This is a genomic window from Phenylobacterium sp., assembly GCF_019636135.1.
In the GTDB taxonomy this organism is placed as follows: Bacteria; Pseudomonadota; Alphaproteobacteria; order Caulobacterales; family Caulobacteraceae; genus Phenylobacterium.
The window spans coordinates 39,243-60,987 of record NZ_JAHBYD010000024.1; the positions used below are offsets into that span (position 1 = coordinate 39,243).

19 protein-coding genes are annotated in these 21,745 nt (G+C 71.9%); 10 read left to right on the forward strand and 9 right to left on the reverse strand.

The window, feature by feature from the left end:
- Nucleotide 1: 1 nt before the first annotated feature.
- Both KF737_RS16355 and KF737_RS16360 read right to left on the reverse strand, forming a co-directional pair.
- A complete protein-coding gene (locus KF737_RS16355; RefSeq protein ID WP_296457179.1) occupies nucleotides 2-568 on the reverse strand; it encodes a response regulator transcription factor in 567 nt (188 codons plus the stop codon).
- On the reverse strand, nucleotides 556-1,869 hold the full coding sequence (locus tag KF737_RS16360) for a HAMP domain-containing sensor histidine kinase (RefSeq protein WP_296457182.1): 1,314 nt from the start codon (nucleotides 1,867-1,869) through the stop codon (nucleotides 556-558). Before KF737_RS16360 ends, KF737_RS16355 begins: the two co-directional genes overlap by 13 nt.
- Before the next feature lie 198 nt (nucleotides 1,870-2,067).
- Here KF737_RS16360 and KF737_RS16365 point away from each other — a divergent pair, with 198 nt between their 5' ends.
- The 3 genes from KF737_RS16365 (at nucleotide 2,068) to KF737_RS16375 (ending at nucleotide 5,423) form a co-directional block, all read left to right on the forward strand.
- Nucleotides 2,068-2,766 carry a PEPxxWA-CTERM sorting domain-containing protein gene (locus tag KF737_RS16365; RefSeq protein WP_296457185.1) on the forward strand — a complete coding sequence of 233 codons (699 nt, stop codon included), beginning with the start codon at nucleotides 2,068-2,070 and terminating at the stop codon, nucleotides 2,764-2,766.
- A gap of 96 nt (nucleotides 2,767-2,862) precedes the next feature.
- Complete coding sequence (locus tag KF737_RS16370) at nucleotides 2,863-4,620, forward strand: class I adenylate-forming enzyme family protein (RefSeq protein WP_296457187.1); 1,758 nt, start codon at nucleotides 2,863-2,865, stop codon at nucleotides 4,618-4,620.
- Between the two features lie 74 nt (nucleotides 4,621-4,694).
- A complete protein-coding gene (locus tag KF737_RS16375; RefSeq protein ID WP_296457190.1) occupies nucleotides 4,695-5,423 on the forward strand; it encodes a TlyA family RNA methyltransferase in 729 nt (242 codons plus the stop codon).
- 339 nt (nucleotides 5,424-5,762) lie between these two features.
- Here the strand turns inward: KF737_RS16375 and KF737_RS16380 are convergent, their stop codons facing one another.
- The gene (locus KF737_RS16380; protein WP_296457193.1) at nucleotides 5,763-6,350 is read right to left on the reverse strand and encodes a glycine zipper 2TM domain-containing protein; all 588 of its coding nucleotides are present in this window, start codon (nucleotides 6,348-6,350) and stop codon (nucleotides 5,763-5,765) included.
- Nucleotides 6,351-6,493: 143 nt separating this feature from the next.
- On the opposite strand from KF737_RS16380, the gene KF737_RS16385 reads away from it, so the two are divergent.
- Nucleotides 6,494-7,798 carry a class I SAM-dependent RNA methyltransferase gene (locus tag KF737_RS16385; RefSeq protein ID WP_296457197.1) on the forward strand — a complete coding sequence of 435 codons (1,305 nt, stop codon included), beginning with the start codon at nucleotides 6,494-6,496 and terminating at the stop codon, nucleotides 7,796-7,798.
- On the opposite strand, the gene KF737_RS16390 is transcribed toward KF737_RS16385, so the two are convergent.
- Entirely contained in the window at nucleotides 7,788-8,216 is a 429-nt protein-coding gene (locus KF737_RS16390; RefSeq protein WP_367273246.1) for an endonuclease domain-containing protein, read from the reverse strand. The genes KF737_RS16385 and KF737_RS16390 overlap by 11 nt on opposite strands.
- A gap of 73 nt (nucleotides 8,217-8,289) precedes the next feature.
- On the reverse strand, nucleotides 8,290-9,384 hold the full coding sequence (locus tag KF737_RS16395; protein ID WP_296457201.1) for a PA0069 family radical SAM protein: 1,095 nt from the start codon (nucleotides 9,382-9,384) through the stop codon (nucleotides 8,290-8,292).
- Between the two features lie 84 nt (nucleotides 9,385-9,468).
- On the opposite strand from KF737_RS16395, the gene KF737_RS16400 reads away from it, so the two are divergent.
- Together KF737_RS16400 and KF737_RS16405 are read left to right on the forward strand one after the other, a co-directional pair.
- Nucleotides 9,469-10,206: an AAA family ATPase gene (locus tag KF737_RS16400; RefSeq protein ID WP_296457204.1), complete on the forward strand. Its 738-nt coding sequence runs from the start codon at nucleotides 9,469-9,471 to the stop codon at nucleotides 10,204-10,206.
- Nucleotides 10,207-10,242: 36 nt separating this feature from the next.
- Nucleotides 10,243-10,695 (forward strand): cell wall biosynthesis glycosyltransferase, encoded by a 453-nt coding sequence (locus KF737_RS16405; protein ID WP_296457207.1) that lies wholly within the window; start codon nucleotides 10,243-10,245, stop codon nucleotides 10,693-10,695.
- Here KF737_RS16405 and KF737_RS16410 read toward each other — a convergent pair.
- Both KF737_RS16410 and KF737_RS16415 read right to left on the reverse strand, forming a co-directional pair.
- Nucleotides 10,597-12,153, reverse strand: a complete 1,557-nt coding sequence (locus KF737_RS16410) for a lytic transglycosylase domain-containing protein (protein WP_296457209.1) — start codon at nucleotides 12,151-12,153, stop codon at nucleotides 10,597-10,599. The two genes, KF737_RS16405 and KF737_RS16410, sit on opposite strands and share 99 nt — an antisense overlap.
- Nucleotides 12,154-12,559: 406 nt before the next feature.
- Nucleotides 12,560-13,408, reverse strand: coding sequence for a uracil-DNA glycosylase (locus KF737_RS16415; RefSeq protein WP_296457274.1), 849 nt, complete (start codon nucleotides 13,406-13,408; stop codon nucleotides 12,560-12,562).
- Between the two features lie 103 nt (nucleotides 13,409-13,511).
- On the opposite strand from KF737_RS16415, the gene KF737_RS16420 reads away from it, so the two are divergent.
- From KF737_RS16420 to KF737_RS16435, 4 genes are all read left to right on the forward strand, one after another.
- Nucleotides 13,512-14,894 carry a M48 family metalloprotease gene (locus KF737_RS16420; RefSeq protein WP_296457212.1) on the forward strand — a complete coding sequence of 461 codons (1,383 nt, stop codon included), beginning with the start codon at nucleotides 13,512-13,514 and terminating at the stop codon, nucleotides 14,892-14,894.
- Between the two features lie 100 nt (nucleotides 14,895-14,994).
- Nucleotides 14,995-16,653: an electron transfer flavoprotein-ubiquinone oxidoreductase gene (locus KF737_RS16425; protein ID WP_296457215.1), complete on the forward strand. Its 1,659-nt coding sequence runs from the start codon at nucleotides 14,995-14,997 to the stop codon at nucleotides 16,651-16,653.
- A gap of 266 nt (nucleotides 16,654-16,919) precedes the next feature.
- Nucleotides 16,920-18,605: a tetratricopeptide repeat protein gene (locus KF737_RS16430; RefSeq protein ID WP_296457219.1), complete on the forward strand. Its 1,686-nt coding sequence runs from the start codon at nucleotides 16,920-16,922 to the stop codon at nucleotides 18,603-18,605.
- 4 nt (nucleotides 18,606-18,609) lie between these two features.
- Nucleotides 18,610-19,485: a 4-(cytidine 5'-diphospho)-2-C-methyl-D-erythritol kinase gene (locus tag KF737_RS16435; protein WP_296457222.1), complete on the forward strand. Its 876-nt coding sequence runs from the start codon at nucleotides 18,610-18,612 to the stop codon at nucleotides 19,483-19,485.
- A 319-nt stretch (nucleotides 19,486-19,804) separates the two neighbouring features.
- On the opposite strand, the gene KF737_RS16440 is transcribed toward KF737_RS16435, so the two are convergent.
- Nucleotides 19,805-21,154, reverse strand: a complete 1,350-nt coding sequence (locus KF737_RS16440) for an ammonium transporter (RefSeq protein ID WP_296457225.1) — start codon at nucleotides 21,152-21,154, stop codon at nucleotides 19,805-19,807.
- A 71-nt stretch (nucleotides 21,155-21,225) separates the two neighbouring features.
- On the reverse strand, nucleotides 21,226-21,564 hold the full coding sequence (locus tag KF737_RS16445; RefSeq protein WP_296457227.1) for a P-II family nitrogen regulator: 339 nt from the start codon (nucleotides 21,562-21,564) through the stop codon (nucleotides 21,226-21,228).
- Nucleotides 21,565-21,745 lie beyond the last annotated feature (181 nt).

Consider the following 21,745-nt stretch of genomic DNA (forward strand, 5'->3'; position numbering starts at 1 on the left):
CCTAGATGATCCGGCCGCGCTGGGCGCGGGCGACGGCGTCGGTGCGGTTGACGGCGCCCAGCCAGGCGGTCAGCCGGGCGACGTGGATCTTCACCGTGGCCGGCGAGATGCCGAGCCGTTGCGCGATCTCCTTGTTGGTCCGCCCCTCGGCGAGCAGGGCCAGCACCTCCTGCTGGCGCGGCGGCAGGCGCGACGCCTCCATGGCCTGTAACCCGGGCAGGCGCGCCCGGATCGCCTCCAGCAGCAGGTCGGCCTCCGCGTTCTTCGAGAACAGTCCGGCCACGCCAGCGGCGCGGACCGAGTCCAGCAGGGCCGTGTCCGTGATGCCGGTGATGACGATCAGGACCGCGTCAGGCGCGCGCGTCTTCAGGCCGGCGAGGCCCGCCAGGGGCTCGGCGCCCGGCATGCCCAGGTCGAGGAGGCAGAAGTCGGGTTCCGCCTCCGCCAGGGCCCAGGCGGCGGGGTAGTCGCCGGCCTCGGCCAGGTCGAGGTCGGGCCAGCGGTCGCGCATCGCCGCGGCCAGCGCCTCGCGCATCAGCGGATGGTCGTCGCAGATCAGGCCGCGCATGGGATCTCCCGGGCGGGGGCCGCGCCCAGCCGGATATAGAACGCCGCGCCGCGCGTCAGGTCGCGCCGGACGCCGCATTCGCCGCCCATCAGCTCGGCGAGGCCGCGCGTCGAGGCCAGGCCCAGCCCGAAGCCGCCGGCCGCGCCGACGTGCGCGCCCTGCTCGAACGGCGCGAAGATGCGCGCTTCGTCGCCGGCGGACAGCCCGCGGCCGTCGTCCACCACCCAGATCGTGGCCGTGGCGCCGCGCCCGCGCGCGCCCAGGACGACGCGGCGTCCGCCCGAATGGCGGATGGCGTTCGCGACGAGGTTCTCGACGGCGCGCGCCAGAAGCAGCGGGTCGGCGCGCAGCGCCACGCCCGCGCCGGCGGTCGAGAGCCTGACGCCCGCGTCGGCCGCCGCCGGCCCTTGCGTCAGGAGCACCCGTTCGAAGAGGTCGCCGGCCAGGAAGGTCGCCATGTCGGCCCGCACCGCGCCGCTCTCCAGCTTCAGGTGGTCGAGCATCGCCCCGACCAGCGTGCGCGCGACGGTCAGCGACCGCTGCACGCCGCTCAGCGACGCCGTCTGGTCGGCCGCGCGGCCGCCCGGCTTCACGCGGCCCAGGAAGAGGGATGCAGCCTGCAGCGGCTGCTGCAGGTCGTGCGAGGCGGCGCGGATGAACTGGGTCTTGGCGTCGCGCTCCCGCTCCAGCTCCCGCCGCGCGGCCTCCGCCGCCGCGCGGGCCGTCGTCGCCTCGACGACCGCCTGGCGCACGAAGCGGCGGATCAGGATCAGCGTCGCGCCGAACAGGGGCAGGAAGATCGCCAGCACCAGGAAATGCGGAGGCTGCGCGACCAGCAGCCAGGCGACGAGCGAGCCCAGCACCAGGACGACGGCGGGGCGCAGCACCTGCGTCGCCTCGGTCGCCGCCGCGAACTGGATGATCAGGAACCAGGCGAGGAGCACCAGCATCAGCGCCCGCAACTCCGGCTCCGCGACCGGCAGGAAGACCCAGACGCTGCCGGCCGTCGCGACGTTGCAGAGGATCATCCCGGCCTTCGCCCCCGGGATCCAGCGGGCCAGGATCGCCGCGTCGCTCGGCGGCCGCGCGATGAAGCCGATCCAGGCGACGAGCCAGCCGGCGAGGAACACGCCGATCGCCCCCAGCCACAGGAAGAAGCCCACCGGCTCCGCGCGCCCGGCGAAGGTGAAGGCCAGGAACGCCGTGCCGGTCGAGAGCGCCACCCAGGCGGCGATGCTGCCCTTTAGCTCGGTCCGCGCCTCGTTGACGAGCACCTGATCCCGATACGCCGACTCCGTCACGCTCTCCGCTCCCCACGCGGCGGGGACGATCCGAGGCGATGCTTTCCCTGTCAAGCGAAGCACTTAGACGGCGTTCCTCGCCTCCGGGGCGAGCCCGCATAGGCCATCCGGTCTAATGGCCGCGGCGCACCTCGCGACCTAGCCTTCGAAGCATACAGCCGGGCGCCGGACCGCCCGGCCATGTTTGGGGGTTTACCTATGAGATTCATCGCAGGCCTCGTGGGCGCGCTGGCGCTCGCCTCGACGGCGCACGCCGTCACCTACGACGCATTCACCAGCTTCGACGGCACGCAGGCCGCGGGCGGGTTCCACTATCTCTCGCTGGGCGCCAACCCCGGAGACCCGGCCCATCCGCTGACCGCGCCCGCGGGCGGCTGCATCGTCACGGCCGACTTCTGCCTGCAGGACGGCGGCGCGCTGCCCGGGGTCTACAAGTCGGACACCACCTTCAGCGAGGGCACCTATACGGTGCCGAACGACCAGTTGCTCGTGCATCCGGGGGCGACCAACCCGATCGGCATCTTCTTCGTCGCGCCGACCGCGGGCGACTACGACTGGCGGGTGTCGTTCAACATCCTCGACCGGTCGCCGTCCGGCGTCCTCCTGATCGGCGTCACCAATGCGGGCGGGGGCACATCGTCGATGACCTTCGGCGTGCTCGATTCGACGGTCACGAGCCTCGACCGGAGCGGCACGATCGCCCTGGCGGCGGGCGAGTTCCTGGCCGTGATCGTGAACCCCTTCGGCAGCTACTCGAACGACTCCACGGGCGTGAACTTCACGGTCTCGACCGCCGGCGTGCCCGAGCCGGGCACGTGGGCGCTGATGATCCTGGGCTTCGGCGGGGCCGGCGCGATGCTGCGGCGGCGGCTGCACAGCCTCGGGCCGGTGGCGTAGCCGCATCGCCGGTTTGCCTCTGCCCCTGGGTTATGCTTGATCACCTGACGCCGGCCGCGGGCGTGGATCCGTGGCGGCGTCAGGGAGATTGAGTGGATGTCCGAGACCCAGTTGCCGGCCGGTTGGCCGGCCATGTCGATCCAGCAGGCGCACGCCATGTTGGGCGCGCCTGGGTCGCCCCTGGAGGTCGAGGAGGTCGACATCCGCGGCATCCCGACCAAGGTCTGGAAGAACCTGCCGCCGTCGATCCGCGCCGTCGTGGAGGCCTCGCGGGCCCACGGCGAGAAGGTCTTCCTGGTCTACGAGGACGAGCGCGTCACCTTCGAGGCCTTCTACCGCGCCGTCGCCGCCTTCGCGCGTGAGCTGCAGGCGCAGGGCGTCGGCAAGGGCGACCGCGTCGCCGTCATCATGCGCAACCTGCCGGAATGGGTGGTGGCCTTCTACGCCGCCGCCTCGGTGGGCGCGGTGGTCACGCCGCTGAACGCCTGGTGGACGGGGCCCGAGCTGGAATACGGCCTGACCGACTCCGGGAGCAAGGTCGCGGTCATGGACTACGAGCGCTACCAGCGCCTGGTCGAGCATCTCGGCAATTGCCCCGACCTGAAGCGCGTCTACGTCAGCCGCACCCGCGACGAGGAACTGGCCCACCCGCAGGTGACCAGGCTGGAGGCGGTGCTGGGCGGCGCCGACGCCTGGGCCGGCCTGCCGGACCAGGCGATCCCGCCGGTCGAGATCGGCCCCGAGGACGACGCCACCATCTTCTACACCTCCGGCACCACGGGGAAGCCGAAGGGCGCGCTCGGCACCCAGCGCTCGGTCAACACCAACATCTTCACCGCCGCGGCGGCCGGCGCGCGGGTGTTCCTGCGCAAGGGCGAGGCGCCGCCCGAGCCGGACCCGAACGCGCCGCAGCGTTCGGCGCTGATCAGCGTGCCGTTCTTCCACGTCACCGGCTGCTTCGCGGTGCTGAACCCGACGCTGTTCTCCGGCGGCAAGCTGGTGATGATGTTCAAGTGGGACGTGATCCGCGCCTTCGAGCTGATCGAGCGCGAGAGGATCCTGCTGGCCGGCGGCGTGCCCACCATCGCCTGGCAGTTGATCGAGCACCCGGCGCGGGCCAACTACGACCTGTCGTCGCTGGAGGCGGTGTCGTACGGCGGCGCGCCCTCGGCCCCCGAACTGGTGAAGCGCCTGCTGGAGGTGTTCCCCAAGTCGCAGCCCGGCCAGGGCTGGGGCATGACCGAGACCTGCGCGGCGGTGACCTCCAACAACGGCGAGGATTACATCAACCGCCCCGACAGTTGCGGCCCGGCCGCGGCGGTGGCGAAGCTGGAGATCCGCGATCCGGGCGACGGCAAGACGGTGCTCGGCCCGAACGAGGTGGGCGAGCTGTGGTCGTTCGGCGCGATGAACTGCCGGCTCTACTGGAACAAGCCCGAGGCGACGGCCCAGACCTTCGTCGACGGCTGGGTGCGCACGGGCGACCTGGCGCGCGTCGACGAGGACGGCTTCTGCTTCATCATCGACCGGGCCAAGGACATGCTGATCCGCGGCGGCGAGAACATCTACTGCGTCGAGGTGGAGAACGTCCTCTACGACCACCCGGCGGTGATGGACGCCGCCGTCGTGGCCAGGCCGCACCGCACCCTGGGCGAGGAACCCGCCGCCGTGGTGACCCTGAAGCCCGGCGCGCAGGCGACCGAGGACGAACTGCGGGCCCACGTCGCCTCGCGGCTGGCGGCGTTCAAGGTGCCCGTCGAGGTCCGCTTCTGGCCCGAGACCCTGCCGCGCAACCCGAACGGCAAGATCCTGAAGACCGAGCTCAAGAAGCTGTTCCAGGGCGAACCGGCCTAACACCGCTCATCCCCGCATGCGCGGGGATGAGCGGATCAGGTGGTGGAGGGGGATTGGCGGAGCGGTCTGAACACGTGACGAGGAGCCGCGCCGACGTCCTCCTCGTCGCCCGCGGCGTTTTCGAGAGCCGCGCCAAGGCCCGCGCGGCCATCGAGGCGGGCGGCGTCACGGCCGACGGCAGGCCGGTCGGCAAGCCTTCTGAGCTGATCGCCGACGACGCCGTGATCGAGGCCACGCCGGCGCACCCCTGGGTCGGCCGGGGCGCGCTGAAGCTGGTCCACGCGCTGGACATCTGGGACATCGCCGTCGCGGGCAAGGTCGTGCTGGACGTCGGCGCCTCCACCGGCGGCTTCACCGAGGTCTGCCTCAGCCGCGGGGTCGCCAAGGTCTACGCCGTCGACGTCGGCCACGGGCAGTTGCACCCGAAGGTCGCCGCCGACCCGCGGGTCGTGAACCTGGAGGCCACCGACGCCCGCGACCTGACGCCGGAGCTGGTCCCGGAGGCGCCGGACCTGATCGTCACTGACGTCAGCTTCATCTCGCTCGCCAAGGCGCTGCCCGCGGCCTTGGCGCTCGCGCGGCCCGCCGTGACCCTGGTTGCGCTGGTGAAGCCGCAGTTCGAGGTCGGCCCCGAGCGGGTGGGGAAGGGCGGCCTCGTCACCGATCCCGCGGCCCGCGCCGACGCGCTGCAGGGCGCCATGACGTTCCTGGCGGCGAAGGCCTGGACCGTGCGCGCCACGACCGACAGCCCCATCGAGGGCGGCGACGGCAACCGGGAGTTCCTGCTCTGGGCGACCCGCTAGAGCATCGTGCCGAAAAGTGGCGGCCGGTTTTCGGCGAAAACGATGCGAAATCAAAAATCTAGAGCCCGGTGCGTGATTCCCGAATCACGCACCGGGCTCTAGCTGTGCGCCATCTCCATCGCTCGTCATCCCCCGGCTTGTCCGGGGGACCCATTGCGCTGGGCGCTTCAGGACCTGCGCAGCGTCGACGCCGCCGATCATCACGAACGCACAGCCCAATGGGTGGCCCGGACGGGCCGGGCCATGCCGTGCTTATTCTTCAGCGAGTTGATTGGGTCCCAAAGAAAAGGGCCGCCCCGATACGCAGGACGGCCCGAGGGTACTCGACTTGAAGCGGGTTCAGTCGACGACCGCGTACCTGCCGGTCGCGTCGCGGCACACGCGGACGAAGCGGGTCTGGGTGCGGCCGTCGGGCATGTAGATCGGGCTCTCGGCCAGGGTGCAGCCGTCGGCGCCTGGACCGCGGTCGGCGGCCACGGGGCGCTCGTCCGCCCACGGGTCGGTGCGGGCGTCGCGCTCGGCGCGCGCGGCGTAGGCGTCGCGGTCGTAGTAGCTGCCGGCGCTGGGCGCGGGCGGCGGGGGCGGCGGCGCGGAGGCGGTCGTGTAGCCCGTCCCCGTGCAGGCGGCGGTCTTGTTGCCGACCACGCCGCCGGCGATGGCGCCCAGCAGGCCGCCCAGCAGGGCGCCTTCGGTGCGCGCGTTGCGGGCCGCGGCGTTCGAGCCGATCACGGCGCCCATGCCGCCGCCGATCAGCGCGCCGGCCGTGCCGCGCTGGTTCGCGTCGCGGCGGCAGGGATCGTAGTTGTAGCCCGGCGAGCCGGGGCCGTTGGCCGAGATCGGATACGACTGCGCCTGGGCCGCGCCCGCGGCGAGAGCCAGAGCGAAGGCGGCGGCGCCGGCCTTGCCGATGGCGACACGCTTGGTCATTGGGTATCCCTCAAATCGAGTGCTTGCGCGTCCTTACGGCGACGCTTGCCCGGAAGATGCGCCGCCCAACCTGAACGGCGCTTAAGAAAGTCGTTCATGTTCGTTCACGTGAGCTTAACCGCGGCGCCGGTCATGGAGCGGATATGAGATCGCCGAAGCGCCGCGTTCAGGGCCGTCCCGATCCGCGGCCCCCGCCGGGCCCGCCGGCCGAGTTCACAATCGACGCCGTGGGCGGGGAGGGCGACGGCGTGGCCGCCTCGGACCGGGGCGGTCCGGTCTTCATCCCGTTCACCCTGCCGTGTGAGCGCGTCGTGGCGAAGGGGTCGGGCGACCGGCGCGAGCTGGTGGAGGTGCTGGAGGCCAGCGCCGAGCGCGTGCCGCCGCCGTGCCCGCACGTCTTCGCCTGCGGCGGCTGCGCCCTGCAGCACTGGGCGCACGGCCCCTACCTCGCCTGGAAGGTCGAGCGCCTGCGCGGCACGCTGGCGCGCCAGCACATCGAGACCGAGATCCTGCCGGCCTTCGCCGCCGGCCCCGGCACGCGCCGCCGCGTCGGCCTGCACGCCCGCAAGGGGACCGCCGAAGCCGCGCGCCTGGGCTACAAGGCGCGCAGGTCCTGGGACCTGGTCGACATCGCCGTCTGCCCGATCGCCGACCCGTGCATCGAGGCCGCGATCCCGGCGCTGAAGCGTCTTGCCGCGCCGCTGTTCGAGCATCCGAAGTCGGCGCCCACCCTGCACGTCACGCTCACCGACACCGGCCTCGACATCGATATCACCGGCGTCGAGGCCCGGAGCGGCGGCCTCTCCGCCGACGCCCGCTCGCAGCTCGCCGAGCAGGCGGCCGCCGCCGACCTGGCCCGCGTGACCCTCGCCGGCGAGATGGCCTACCTGGCCCGCCAGCCGACGGTGCGCCTGGGCCCGGCCCGCGTCGCGCTGCCCGCCGGCGCCTTCCTGCAGGCTACGCCCGGCGCCGAGGCCGCCATGACCGCCTTCGTGGGCGAGGCCGCCGCCGGCGCCTCCCGCATCGCCGACCTCTACTGCGGCGTCGGCACCTTCACCTTCCGCCTGGCCGAGATCGCGCCGGTCTACGCCGCCGACTTCGGGCCCGGAGCCGTAGGCGCGCTCACCGCCGCCCTCGCCACCGCGCCGGGCCTCAAGGGCGTCACCGCCGAGGCCCGCGACCTCGTCCGCCGCCCCATGCTCTCCGACGAGCTGAGGAAGGTCGACGTCGCCGTCTTCGACCCGCCCCGCGCCGGCGCCGCCGAACAGGCCGCCGAGCTCGCCCGGTCCGCCGTCCCCCGCGTCATCGGCGTCTCCTGCAACCCCGCCACCTTCGCCCGCGACGCCCGCACCCTCATCGACGCCGGCTTCACCCTGGAACGCGTCCTGCCCGTCGACCAGTTCCTCTGGTCGCCCCACGTGGAGCTGGTGGGGGTGTTCAACCGGTAGCCGACGCCCCAAGTTCCTCCCCCGCGTCAGCGGGGGAGGGGGACCACGAAGTGGTGGAGGGGGCGCTGCGGCGTCTCGCGAGCTCGATCAGCGAACTCGCAATCATGGTCGCGTCGTCCAGCACTCCCGTCGCGGAGACGCGAACCGTCGTGATCCCGTGCGCGCGAAGAAGGGCGTCTCGTCGCGAATCTCTTTGCGGCTGGTCGCCGAACGCGTGACTGCCGCCATCGACCTCGACGCACAGTTTCGCCCGGGAACAATAGAAGTCCAGAACATACGGCCCGAACGGATGCTGCCTCCGGAAGGTCGGTTTGCCGGGCTCCCGACCTCTCAGCGCCGTCCAGAGGATCACCTCCGGGAGTGTCATTTTCCGGCGAAGCTGTCGTGCCCGCTTAACGGCATTGCTCGTGACTCTCATGATGTCTCCAGCGCCCCCTCCACCACTTCGTGGTCCCCCTCCCCCGCGGGCGGGGGAGGAACTTCGTCGTCGCTTACTCTTGGAACAGGTCCATCTGGCCGCCGGGCTTGGGCGGGACGCGGAAGCGGGCGGTGGAGAGCGTCCCCCAGCCCTGGTCGAGGCCGTAGCGCTTCCTGGCGGCGGCGAAGCGGGCGGCCATCAGGTCGCCGATGGGACCCTGGCCCCGCATGCGGCTGCCCCACGCATCGTCGTAGTCCTTGCCGCCGCGCATCTGGCGCACCAGCGACATCACCCGCCGCGCCCGGTCGGGATGGTCGCTCTCCAGCCACTCGCGGAACAGGTCCTTGATCTCGCGCGGCAGCCGCAACGCCACATAGCCCGCGCCCGACGCCCCGGCCGCCGCGGCGCGCTCCAGCACTGCCTCCATCTCGTGGTCGTTGAGGCCCGGGATGCAGGGGGCGAACATCACGCTCACCGGCACGCCGGCCCGCGTCAGCCGCCGGATCGCGTCGATCCGCCTCTCGGGCGTGGCGGCGCGGGGCTCCATCGAGCGCGCCAGCCGGCGGTCCAGCGTGGTCACCGAGATCGCCACCCGCGTCAGCTCCAGCCGCGCCGCCTGCGCCAGCAGGTCCAGGTCGCGCACGATCAGCGCCGACTTGGTGATCACCGAGAAGGGATGCCGGAACGCGACCAGCACCTCGATCACCCCGCGCGTGATCCGCAGCCTGCGCTCCTGCGGCTGGTAGGGGTCGGTGTTGCCGCCGATGTGGATGAACTCGGGCCTGTACGACGCCTTCGACAGCTCCTTCTCCAGCAGCCGCGCCGCCTCGGGCTTGAAGAACAGCCTGGACTCGAAGTCGAGGCCTGGCGACAGCCCCATGTAGGCGTGCGCCGGCCGCGCGTAGCAGTAGATGCAGCCGTGCTCGCAGCCGCGGTAGGGGTTGATCGACGCCGAGAAGCCGATGTCGGGGCTGTCGTTCCGGCTGATGATCACCTTGGCCTTCTCGGGCGTCAGGGTGGTCTGCAGCTTCGCAGGCTCCGGATCGTCCGGCGTCCACCCGTCGTCGAACGCCTCGCGCTGCTCAGCCTCGTAGCGCCCGCTCGCGTTCGACCGCGCGCCGCGCCCGCGCATGGCCTTGGGGATCTGCGAGGTGAAGCCGCTGGACATGCCGGCACGCTAGCGTCTCAACTGAAACAAAACAAGAACATTTGAGCTTGTGGCCAGCCCCGCGCCGGGCTACGCAGGGCCGACATGCGCGCTATCGACGCCAAGCACTACTGGATCGCCGCGGACTTCATCCGGGGCGACGGCTGGGACCCCGGCGCCTATCCGTTCAACCTGCCCGTGGTGCGCGACCTCCACACGCTGAAGTTCCACCCGAAGGTCACGTTCCTCGTCGGCGAGAACGGCTCGGGCAAGTCGACGCTGATCGAGGCCCTGGCCATGGCCTGGGGCTTCAACCCCGAAGGCGGCACGCGGAACTTCAACTTCGAGACGCGCGCCTCGCACTCGTCGCTGAACCGGTTCGTCCGGCCGGTGCGCTCCACGCTCAGGCCCATCGACGGCTACTTCCTCCGCGCCGAGTCGCACTTCAACGTCGCCACCCAGATCGACGAACTGGGCGTGACGGACAGCTACGGCGGCGTCTCGCTGCACGAGCAGTCGCACGGCGAGTCGTTCTTCGCCCTGATCGACAACCGCTTCAAGGGCGACGGCCTCTACATCATGGACGAGCCCGAGGCGGCGCTGTCGCCCAACCGCCAGCTCAGCTTCCTCGTCCGCCTGCACGAACTGATCATGGCGCGGTCGCAGTTCATCATCGCCACCCACTCGCCGATCATCCTGGGCTACCCGGACGCGTGGATCTACCAGACCGGCCCGAACGGCCTCGAACGGGTGGCCTACGAGGATACGGACCATGTGCGGGTCACGCGCAGCTTCCTCAACCATCGGCAGACCCTGCTCGATACGCTGCTCGCCGACGACTGAGCTTGCCGAAGCGCCGGCGGCGGGCGAAGCACGGCCATGCTCAGCGTGATCATCGACGCCCGGCGCGACGCCGACCGGCTGCCGGCGCTGCTGGCCCAGCTCACGGCGGGCGCCGTGGACGGCCTCGTGCGGCAGGTGGCGATCGTGGCGGCGCCCGGTCAGCCCGGCGTCGACGCGCTCTGCGAGGACATGGGCGCCGACGCCCACCCGACCATCCCGGCGGCGGCGCGCGCGGCGCGGGCCGATCTCGTGCTCGTCCTCCCGGCCGCCTTGCGCCTGCGCGACGGCTGGATCGGCGCGTTCGAGGCGCACCTCGGCGGGGGTGGCGCGCAGGCCGTCGTGGCGGGGCTGAAGGAGGGCGGCGTCTTCGCCCGGACGCCCGAAGGCGTCCTAGTTGAGCGAGGTCTTCTCGAGCAGGGCGCTGATGGGATCGACGTCGCCGGTGTTCGTCGCCTGCTGCGTCTGCGGGGCGGGCGGCGGATAGGCTAGGTCGAGCCGGGCGTCCACGCGGCGCGCGCCGCCCGCCAGCGCGTCGAGGGTCTTGGTCTCCTCGCCGAACATCCGCTTGTAGGTCCAGTAGGCCGCCATGACCTTCTCGACGTAGTTGCGGGTCTCCAGCGCCGGCAGGCACTCGATCATCAGGAAGGGGTCGTCGTCGCCCACCTTCTGGAGGGTGTTCAGCACCGCGCCCGGGCCGGCGTTGTAGGCGGCGACCATCTTCAGCAGGTCGGGGCCGACGCCGCGGTCCATCAGGTAGGCGAGGTAGTCCTGGCCCACCTTCAGGTTGGTGGCGGGGTCGAGCAGGGCGCGCGGGCGGCGCTGGAAGCTCCGGTCGCCCGTCGCCAGCGCGGCCGAGCCCGGGATCACCTGCATCAGGCCGTAGGCGCCGGCGTGGCTGACCGCGCCCGGGTTGAAGGCGCTTTCCTGGCGCACGATCGCATAGACCAGCGCGCGGTCCTGCGTGAAGCCGTTCTTGGGCGACAGCGGCGGGGTCTGGTAGTCGTAGAGGTTCAGGTACTGCGGCTTCTGGGCGCCCGAGCCGGGCGGGGCCAGGCTGGCCAGCAGCGAGGACCAGGCGTTGCGCTCGTCGGTGGAGCGGGCCAGCGCCAGGCCGGCGCGCAGCTCCTGCCGGGCCTCTTCGGCGCGGCCCAACTGGGCGAGCGCGGCGGCGCGGTGGGCGCGCGGATTGTCCTGCAGGAACTGGCGCAGGTCGACGGCGGGCTGGGCCTGCGGCGCGCGGTAGCTGGCGAGCACGAGCTGGCCGGTCGGCGCCTCGGCCTGGATCATCCGGACCTGTCGCTCGGCGACCATGCCGTAGAAGGTCTGCGGCGACTGGGCGGCCTGGCGCAGGAAGGCGGTCGCGGCGACGGAGTCGTTCAGGGCGCTCGACGAGCGCGCGGCCCAGTAGGCGGCGGCGGCGCGCTGCCACGGGTCCTCGGCCTCGTCGCGGGCCAGCATGGCGAAGTAGTCGCGGGCCTGGTCGTAGTCGTTGAGGCGCCAGGCCGCGAGGCCGGCGATCCAGCGCTCGCCCACGTTGACGGCCAGCCGGAAGGCGGTGCGCGCGTCGCCCGAATAGAAGGCTTCGCGGGCCGGGCGGGTGATCTCGCTGCGGGCGGTGTCGACCAGCGCCACCTCGGGCGTCGGCAGGCTCGACGCCTCGCCGGGCTGGCGCTTGGCGGCCAGGGAGAAGACGCGCTCGGCCAGCGGCAGGTCGCGGAATCGCGTGAGCCAGCCCGAAAGTTCCTCGAACGAGGCCTTGTGGGCCGTCGGGTGCATCAGCGCGCGGAACGAGATGTAGCCCGCGAGCGACTTGTCGTGGATCTCGGCGGCCGTCAGTTCGGCGCCCAGGAAGTCGCCCTGGTCCACGGCCTCGAAGGCGGCGGCATAGGCGCGGGCGTCGTCGTCGGAGAGGGCCTTCGTCGAATCGGCGACCGCTACGCTGGCCATCGAGACTCCGGCGACGAGGGACAATACCCCGACGCGCAGGCGCTGTCTTAGCGTCATGCCGTCTTTTCGCGCACCACGACTAACGCGAGGTTGAGCGCGAAACCCTTTTTCTCATTGTCCCACCGACCCCAGGCTAAGGCGGCGCCTGCGCCGGATCAAGGGGCGGATTGCCGCTCGCCCCGCTTCCCGCGACGTTGCGGCCAGGGTCCGAATTCAAGGCACATGCATGAAAGTAACCTGGATTCAATAATATAGATCGTCATCCCGGCCGTAGCGCAGCGGAGAGCCGGGACCCAGGAACACCAGACTCAGAGCTTGAAGCCCCTGGGTCCCGGCTCTACGGGCCGAATACGGCCCTCCGGCCGGGATGACACTGTATTTTGGGCCAACTCTATTGAGTCCGGACCTACGCGTCGCGTGGCGGACGGTCGAGCCGTTCGGTCAGCGTCAGCAGGTCCTGCCACGCCTGCTTCTTCGCGCCCGGCTGGCGCAGCAGGAACGCCGGGTGGAGCGTGGGCATGGCGGGCAGTTCCAGGGTCCCGTCGGCCGAGCGCCACTCGAAGAACCGCCCCCGCATGCGCATGATGCCTTCCTCGCGCTTGAGGATGGACTTGGCCGACGGCGCGCCGACCAGCAGCAGCATCCGCGGCCGCACCAGGGCGATCATCCGTTCGAGGAAGGGTGCGCAGGTCGCCTGCTCGAACTGCGACGGGTCGCGGTTGCCGGGCGGCCGCCAGAAGACGGTGTTGGTGATCAAGACCCGCCCTTCGAGGCCGGCGGCGGCGAACATCCGGTCCAGCAGCTTGCCCGAGCGGCCGACGAAGGGCTCGCCGCGCGCGTCCTCCTCGGCGCCCGGGCCCTCGCCGATCACCAGCAGGGGCGCGGCGGGCTCGCCGCGGCAGACCACCGCCTTCGTCGCGGCGCCGGCGGTGCGCAGGGGACAGCCTTCGAAGGCGGCGATGGCGGCGGCCAGGTCCTCCAGCGTCGTCGCGGCGGCGGCCGCGGCCTGCGCCGCGGCGATCGCGCCGGAGACGTCCGCCGGTGCGGGTGCGCCGGGACGGGCCGCGGCCACGGGTGCGACCGCGGCGGCCGGGGCCTGGCGCGGCGGCGGGACGAACTTGCCCGCCTCGATCCGATCGACCGGCGCCTCCAGCAGCATGGCGTCGATACCCGCGTCGGCCCAGAAGGCGAGCAGGCTCTCGGCGAGCTGGCGGTCGCCGAAGTGGCGCTCGGGCGGGTCGGCGGCGGCCGGCATAAGGTCCCTGTTCACTCCGGATGGGGCTTGGTCCACTCTTCGCGCGAAGCGCCCGGCTTGTCAGCCGGGAAAGCCGGGGGGAGACGACGTGATGATGCGGCGGTTGGCTGGACTGGTCCTCGCGCTGGCGCTGGCCGCGCCCGCCGCGGCGCAGCCGGCGAAGGAGCACGCCGGGTTCGTCGCCGAGCTGGGCGGGGTCTATTCCGGCCCGCAGGCGCGCTATGTCTCGCAGATCGGCCAGCAGATGGCCCAGGCGGCGGGCATCCGCCAGCGCTGTTCGTTCACCGTGCTGGATACCGAGGTGGTGAACGCCTTCACCGCGCCCCCGGGCTGCTACGTCTACATCACCCGCGGCCTGCTCTCGATCATGAACTCCGAGGCGGAGCTCGCCGCCGTGCTGGGCCACGAGCTGGGCCACGTCGCCGCCAGCCACGCCCAGCGGCAGCAGAACGCCGAGGCGCTGTCGGGCCTCGCCGCCTCGCTGATCGGTGCGGCGACCAGGTCGGACATCGCCGGGTCGGTGGCCGGCCGCGTCGCGAAGCTTGGTACGCTCAGCTACTCGCGCAGCCAGGAATACGAGGCCGACGCCCTGGCCATGCGCTACCTGCCGCAGGCCGGCTATGCGCCCGACGGCCTGACCCGCGTGCTGGCCGACCTGCAGCGCGAGGACGCCTACGCCACCCGCACCAGGGGCCGGTCCGGCGGCACGCCGGCCTGGGCGCGTACGCACCCGCTGACCACCGACCGCATCGCCCGCGCCCAGGCGGCCGCCACCGCCAGCACGGCGGGCGGGCCGCTGCTGATCGAGGAGACCGCCTACCTGCTGGCCGTCGACGGCATGCCCTACGACGACGATCCCGTGCAGGGCCTCGTCCGCGGCGGGGCCTACATCCACCCGGCGCTCAGGATCCGCTTCGACGCCCCGCGCGGCTTCGCCATGGAGAACGCGCCCGAGGCGGTGCGGGTGACCGGTCCCGACGGCATGCTGGCCCAGTTCTCGGGCGGCACGGCGACGTCGCGCCAGTTGCCGGGCTACGCCGAGAACGTGCTGCGCGCCATCATCCGCCAGGGGCGCAGCGAGATGGGCGTGGCCCGGCGCGCCACGATCAACGGCATGGAGGCGGTGGTGCTGGAGGCGCGGGCCTTCTCGGGCGGGCGTCCCGTCGACCTGATCTGCGTGGCCTACAACCTGGGCGGCGACGAGACCTACCACTTCGTGGCCATGGCGCCGGTGGGCCGGATGCCGGCGTTCCAGCCGATGTTCGACTCCTTCCGCCGCCTGCCCGAGCGCGAGGCCGCCGCGGTGGCGGGCCGCCGGATCGCGGTGGTCACGGCGCGCAGCGGCGACACCGCCGAGTCGCTCTCGGCGCGGATGACGGGCGACGGCGACCGGCTGGCGCTATTCCGGATGCTGAACGGGCTGGAGCCGGGAGAGCCCGTGCGGCCGGGCCGCCAGGTCAAGCTGGTGGTCGACGGCCGGCCCTGAGCGGCGCCTTCGCGCTTGACCGCCGCGGTGTGACCTTCCGATAAGACCTTCAAAGGCCTCGGGCGAGGGCCGAAGGACGCGAACAGGCTAGGGGACGACGATGAGCGAAGCCATCCAACGGGAAGCGATGGAGTACGACGTCGTCATCGTGGGCGCGGGGCCTTCGGGCCTGGCCGCCGCGATCCGCCTGAAGCAGATCAACCCCGAGCTCACCGTCGCGGTGCTGGAGAAGGGCGCCGAGGTCGGGGCCCACATCCTCTCGGGCGCCGTGATCGACCCGAAGGGCCTCGCCGAGCTGATCCCCGACTGGCAGGCCAGGGGCGCGCCCCTGGAGACGCCGGTCACCAAGGACGAGTTCATCCTGCTGGGCCCGCAGGGCAGCCTGTCGCTGCCGATGGCCCTGATGCCGCCCTTCATGAACAACCACGGCAACTACATCGCCTCGCTGGGCAACCTGTGCCGCTGGCTGGCCGGGCAGGCCGAGGAACTGGGCGTCGAGATCTACCCCGGCATGGCGGCGTCCGCGCCGGTCTTCGAGGGCGACACCCTGGTGGGCGTCGTGGCCGGCGAGTTCGGCCTGGGCAAGGACGGCAAGCCCGGCCCCAGCTACGAGCCGGGCATGGAGCTGCGCGGCAAGTACGTCTTCATCGGCGAGGGCGTGCGCGGCTCGCTCGCCAAGGTCCTGCGCCGGAAGTACGACCTGGGCAAGGACGCCGACGTCGAGAAGTACGGCATCGGCATCAAGGAGCTGTGGCAGGTCCCGGACGCGGTGTTCAGCCCGGGCCTGGCGACCCACACCACGGGCTGGCCCCTCGACGACAAGTCGGGCGGCGGCAGCTTCATGTACCACTTCGGCGACAACCTGGTGGCCATCGGCTACGTGACCCACCTGGGCTACAAGAACCCCTGGCTGTCGCCGTTCGACGAGTTCCAGCGCTTCAAGCACCACCCCGAGGTCGCCAGGCACCTCGAAGGCGGCAAGCGCATCGCCTACGGCGCCCGCGCCATTTCCGAAGGCGGCCTGCAGTCGATCCCGAAGCTCTACTTCCCGGGCGGCGTCCTGCTGGGCGACAGCGCGGGCTTCGTGAACGTGCCGCGGATCAAGGGCAGCCATGCGGCGATCAAGTCGGGCGTCATGGCCGCCGAGGCCGCCGCCGCCGCCATCGCCGCGGGCCGCTCGGGCGACGAACTGGTGGGCTACAAGGAGAACTTCGACCGCTCGTGGCTCCGGAAGGAGCTGCACATCGTCCGCAACGCCAAGCCGATCCTGTCGAAGTTCGGCACCAAGGTCGGCGGCGCGCTCGGCATGTTCGAGATGTGGACCACCTACCTGCTGGGCGGGTTCTCGTTCTTCGGCACCCTGAAGCACGGCAAGAACGACGCCGACTCCACCGGCAAGGCGTCCGAGTACAAGCCGCTCGTCTATCCCAAGCCCGACGGCGTGCTCTCCTTCGACAAGCTCTCCAGCGTCTTCCTGTCGTCGACCAACCACGACGAGAGCCAGCCGGCGCACCTGCACCTGCGCGACCCCTCGATCCCGATCGACGTGAACCTGCCGAAGTACGGCGAGCCGGCGCGCCTCTACTGCCCCGCGGGCGTCTACGAGGTGCTGTACGACGAGGCCGGCCAGAACCCGAAGTTCCAGATCAACTTCCAGAACTGCGTCCACTGCAAGACCTGCGACATCAAGGACCCGTCGCAGAACATCGACTGGACGACCCCGCAGGGCGGCGACGGCCCGAACTACCCGAATATGTAGAACTCCTCTCCCCCCGAGAAGCGCAGCGGAACGGAGAGGGAGAGGGCGGGGAGAGGGCGGCTCGGCGCTTCAGCCCTGCGCCGCGGGTTGCCCGAGGGCCATCGAGGAACCGCCGGGGATGCAGGCCCGCCTGCGCCGCCCTCTCCCTGCCCTCTCCCTCTCCGCTGCGCGGGGGAAGAGGAGATTTTCGCGGGGGGAGAGGAGATTGCGCGGCTGTGACCACGCGGCGCTTGCGGCGGCGCGTTTGCACGCCCAGACTCTCAGGCATGCGTCGTTTGCTTCTTGCCGCCTGTGCGCCGTTCGTCCTCCTGAGCGCCTGCGCCACCACCCAGACCTCGGAGCTGGACCCGGCCGCGCCCGCCGCCGCCGACAGCGCCTACGGCATGTTCCTGGCCGGCAACGCCGCGCTCTCCGGCGGGCGCAGCGCCGAGGCGGCGAAGTTCCTGGAGCTGGCCCGCAACGAGAGCGGCGGCGATCCGTCGATCACCGAGCGCGCCTTCACCGCGGCCCTGATGGCCGGCGACATCGAGCGCGCCGCCGCCCTCGCGCCCTCCGGCCCTGACGCCGGGGAGCCCGGCAAGCGCCTGGGCCGGCTGGTCAAGGTCGTGGCCGCGCTGGCGAAGAACAAGGGCAAGGTCGCCAAGGCCGAGCTCGCGACCGACGGCATCGGCTTCCCGCACCGGGGCGCCGCGGCGCTGCTGGGGCCGTGGGTGGCCGCCGCCTCGGGCGACGTCGAAGGCTCGCTCGTGCGGCCGCAGCTTCGCGGCGATCCGGGCGTCGACTACTTCGGCCAGATCGGCCAGGCGCACCTGTTCGAACGCGCCCGCCGCTACGACGAGGCCGAGACCGACTTCAAGGCCGTGACCTCGGGCGACAGCCCCAGCGAGATCTCGGTCCTGGCCTACGGCGGGTTCCTGGAGCGGCGCGGCCGCCGCCCCGAGGCGCTGGAGTACTACGACGCCGCGCTGAAGCGGAACCCGGCCAACCTGGCGGTGAGGGCGGCCCGGGCCCGCGCCGCGGCCGGCAAGAGCCCGCCCGCGGCGCCGTCGATCAAGCAGGGCGCGGCCTTCGCGCTGCTGGCGCCGGCCGCCACCATGGTCAGCGCCAAGCAGGAGGCCACGGCGCTGGCCTACCTGCGCCTGTCGCTGGCGCTCGATCCGGACCGCAGCGAGGCCTGGCTGATGGTCGGCGACCTGATGCAGCAGGCCGGCGACGTCGAGGGCGGCCGTGCGGCGTACCAGAAGGTCAAGGCCACCGCCGCCGAGTTCCCGGCCGCCCAGGCGAAGCTCGCCTGGAGCTACCAGAGCGACGGCGACAAGGAGGGCGCGCTCAGGCTCGCCCGCGCCGCGGCGGCCACCGGCGACCGTGACGGGCGGCTGACGCTCTCGGACCTGCTGCGCGCCAACGAGCAGTACGACGAGGCGATCCAGATCCTGAACGGCCTGATCGCCGAGTCGAAGGCGCCCGAGTGGACGCTCTACTACGCCCGCGGCCAGGCGCTGGAGCGCACAGGCCGCTGGAAGGAGGCCGAGGCCGACCTCTCGCTGGCGCTGAAGATGCGGCCCGACGAGGCCGAGTTGCTGAACTATCTCGGCTATGCCTGGATCGACCGCGGCGAGCGGCTCAAGGAAGCCATGGGCATGGTCGAGAAGGCCGTGGCCGCAAACCCGCGCTCGGGCGCCATCATCGACTCCCTCGGCTGGGCCCACTACCGGCTCGGCGACTACACGAAGGCCGTCGAGATCCTGGAGCAGGCGGTCGAGCTGGAAGCCGGCGACCCCGAGATCAACAGCCACCTGGGCGACGCCTACTGGATGGTCGGCCGCAAGGACGAGGCCGGGTTCCAGTGGCGGCGCGTGCTGACGCTCAAGCCCGACGACAAGATCAAGGCCGACGCCGAGAAGAAGATCGCCGAGGGCCTGGGTCCGCAGCAGCGCGTCGCCGGGCAGTAGGCCGATGGCGGAAGCGTTCGCGCCCGCCAAGGTGAACCTGTTCCTGCACGTCGGCGCGCCGACGCCCGACGGCTATCACCCAATCTGCAGCCTGATGGTGTTCGCCGACGTCGGCGACCGGGTCGGCGTGCGGCCGGGCGAGGGGCGCGTCACGGTGCGCGGCCCCTTCGCCGGCGGCCTGGGCCGCGAGTCCGACAACCTCGTCGTCAGGGCCGTGCGCGCCTTCGTCGCCGAACTCGGGCGGCCGATGGAGGAGCTGGCCTTCACCCTGGACAAGCGCCTCCCGGTCGCCAGCGGCCTGGGCGGTGGCTCCAGCGACGCCGGCGCGGCCCTGCGGCTGATCCGCGACGTCTTCACGCCCGGCTTCGACGATGCGCGCCTGGAGCGCGTGGCCGCCGGCCTGGGCGCCGACGGCGCCGCCTGCCTCTGGGGCCGCCCCGTGATCGCCGAGGGGCGGGGAGAGCGGCTCAGCCCCGCGCCGGGCCTGCCCGAGCTCCACGCCGTGCTGGTGAACGCCGGCGCGCCCGTCTCGACGCCGGAGGTCTACCGCGCCCTCGACGCCTCCGGCGCGTTCGGCGACGTCGCGCCGCCGCCGATGCCCGACGCCTTCGAGGACGTCCACGAGGTGGCCGCCTGGCTCGCCGCCCAGCGCAACGACCTGGAGGCCCCGGCCATCGCGGTCGCGCCCGACGTCGGCGCCGTGCTGGCCACCCTGCGCGACGAGCCCGAGGCCCTGATCGCCCGCGTCTCCGGCTCGGGCGGGACCTGCTTCGCCCTCTGCGACGACGACATCGCCGCCGAGGGCCTCGCCGAACGCATCGAGGCCCTGGCCCCTGCGTGGTGGGTCAAACGCTGCCGCCTCGGCGGGCCGTGGGACTGATCCGCCGCCCCTGAGAAGCGGGGGAAGGCATCCCCGCCCCGTTAGGAACTGCGGCTGGTCGGCGAGAGCTGGCAAAAGCCCTCTCCCCCTTGCGGGGAGAGGGTTCGGGAGTGGGGGTGTCGGCGCGGCGACCGAGGGCGAGCACCCCCACCCCCGACCCCTCCCCGCAGGGGGGAGGGGAGACGATGAGAGATGCTTGTCCAGAGTTTCAATCTGGAACCGGCAAGGCGACGAGGCGAATTCGCGTCATCCGACACGAAAACGGGGGCCGCGAGGGCCCCCGTTGCCGATCCTCGGCGCCGCGGCGCCTTCCCCCGGATCAGGTCTCGTGCATGGCTTCGCCGTGTTGCGAGAGGTCCAGGCCTTCGACTTCCCCGTCCTCCGAAGCGCGGAGGCCCAGGGTGAACTTGCAGACCATGAGGATCGCGAAGGTGCCGATGGCGCACCACACGACCGTGCCCAGGATGCCGAGGAACTGCTTGCCCAGGCTGGCCGTGGCGGCCGCGTCGCCCGCCACCGCCGCGTCGGCCAGGACGCCGGTGAGCAGCGCGCCGACGATGCCCGCCACCCCGTGGACGCCGAAGACGTCGAGGCTGTCGTCGTACTTGAGCGCGCGCTTGATCCAGACCGCGCCGGCGTAGGCCGCCGCGCCGCCGGCCAGGCCCACGATCAGCGCGCCCTGCGGCGTGACGAAGCCGGCGGCCGGGGTGATCGCCACCAGGCCCGCGACCGCGCCCGAGGCCAGGCCCAGCATGCCGGGCTTCTTGCGCTCGAACCACTCGATCACCATCCAGGCGACCGCCGCCGCGGCGGTGGCGACCTGGGTGTTCAGCATGGCCACGGCGGCGAGGCCGTTGGCGCCCACGGCCGAGCCGGCGTTGAAGCCGAACCAGCCGACCCACAGCAGGCTGGCGCCGATCATGGTCAGCACCAGGTTGTGCGGCGCCATGTTCTCGGAGCCGAAGCCCTTGCGCTTGCCGAGGACCAGCGCGCAGACCAGGCCGGCGATGCCGGCGTTGATGTGGACCACCGTGCCGCCCGCGAAGTCGAGCACGCCGGCGTTGCTCAGGAAGCCGCCGCCCCAGACCCAGTGGCAGATCGGCGAGTAGACGATCAGCGACCAGAGCACCATGAACAGCAGCATGGCCGAGAACTTCATGCGCTCGGCGAAGGCGCCGACGATGAGGGCCGGCGTGATGATCGCGAAGGTCATCTGGAAGACCACGAACAGGTACTGCGGGATGGTGCCCGACAGGTCGTTCATGCCCATGCCCGAGAGCATCGCGGCCCCGAGCCCGCCCACATAGGGCTGGAGGCCCGCGGCCGGGTTCTCGGAGAAGGCCAGGGAGTAGCCCAGCACCATCCAGACGATGCTGATCACGCAGGTGATGGCGAAGCACTGGGCCACCGTGGCGATCACGTTCTTGCGCCGCACCATGCCGCCGTAGAACAGGGCCAGGCCCGGGATCGTCATCGCCAGGACCAGCGCCGTCGAGGTCAGCAGCCAGGCCGTGTCGCCGGTGTCGAGCTTGGGGGCCTCTTCCGCCGCGGCGGGGGCAGCGGCTTCCGGCGCGGGCGCCGGAGCCGCAGCTTCAGGCGCGGCCGTGGCGGCGGCAGGGGCCGCGGCCTCCTGCGCGAAGGCCGTCGACGCGAGGGGCGCCCCGGCCATCGCGACGGCGAGCGCGAGCCCTGCCAGTCGCGTTTTTCCGAAGAATTTCATAATCATATCCCCTTGTTCCCCTAGAGCGCGGCCGCGCCGGTCTCGCCCGTCCGGATGCGCACGGCCTCCGAGACGTCGAGGACGAAGATCTTTCCGTCGCCGATCTTGCCGGTGGCGGCCGCGGCCTTGATGGCCTCCACCGCCTTGCCCGCCTGCGCGTCGTCGACGACGCACTCGAGCTTCACCTTGGGCAGGAAGTTGATCTGGTACTCCGCCCCTCGATAGATCTCGGTCTGGCCTTTCTGCCGGCCGTAACCCTTGACCTCCGAGACCGTCAGCCCCTCCACGCCGGCGCCGACGAGCGCTTCGCGCACGTCGTCCAGCTTGAACGGTTTGACGATCGCCATGATGAGTTTCATCCGCTCGCTCTCCGCGTTCGGCCCGCCGGGTGGGCCAACCCCTCTCGTTCACTTGAACCGCGGCTCGTCGTTGATCCCCTGGCCGCGGTCGGGCCGACGCTATGTCGCGGGATCGGGGGCGCGGCCCGCCGGGGTGAAGCTTCGGTGAAGGAAGGTCCGGGCCGCCCAAAATGCGGGCGCC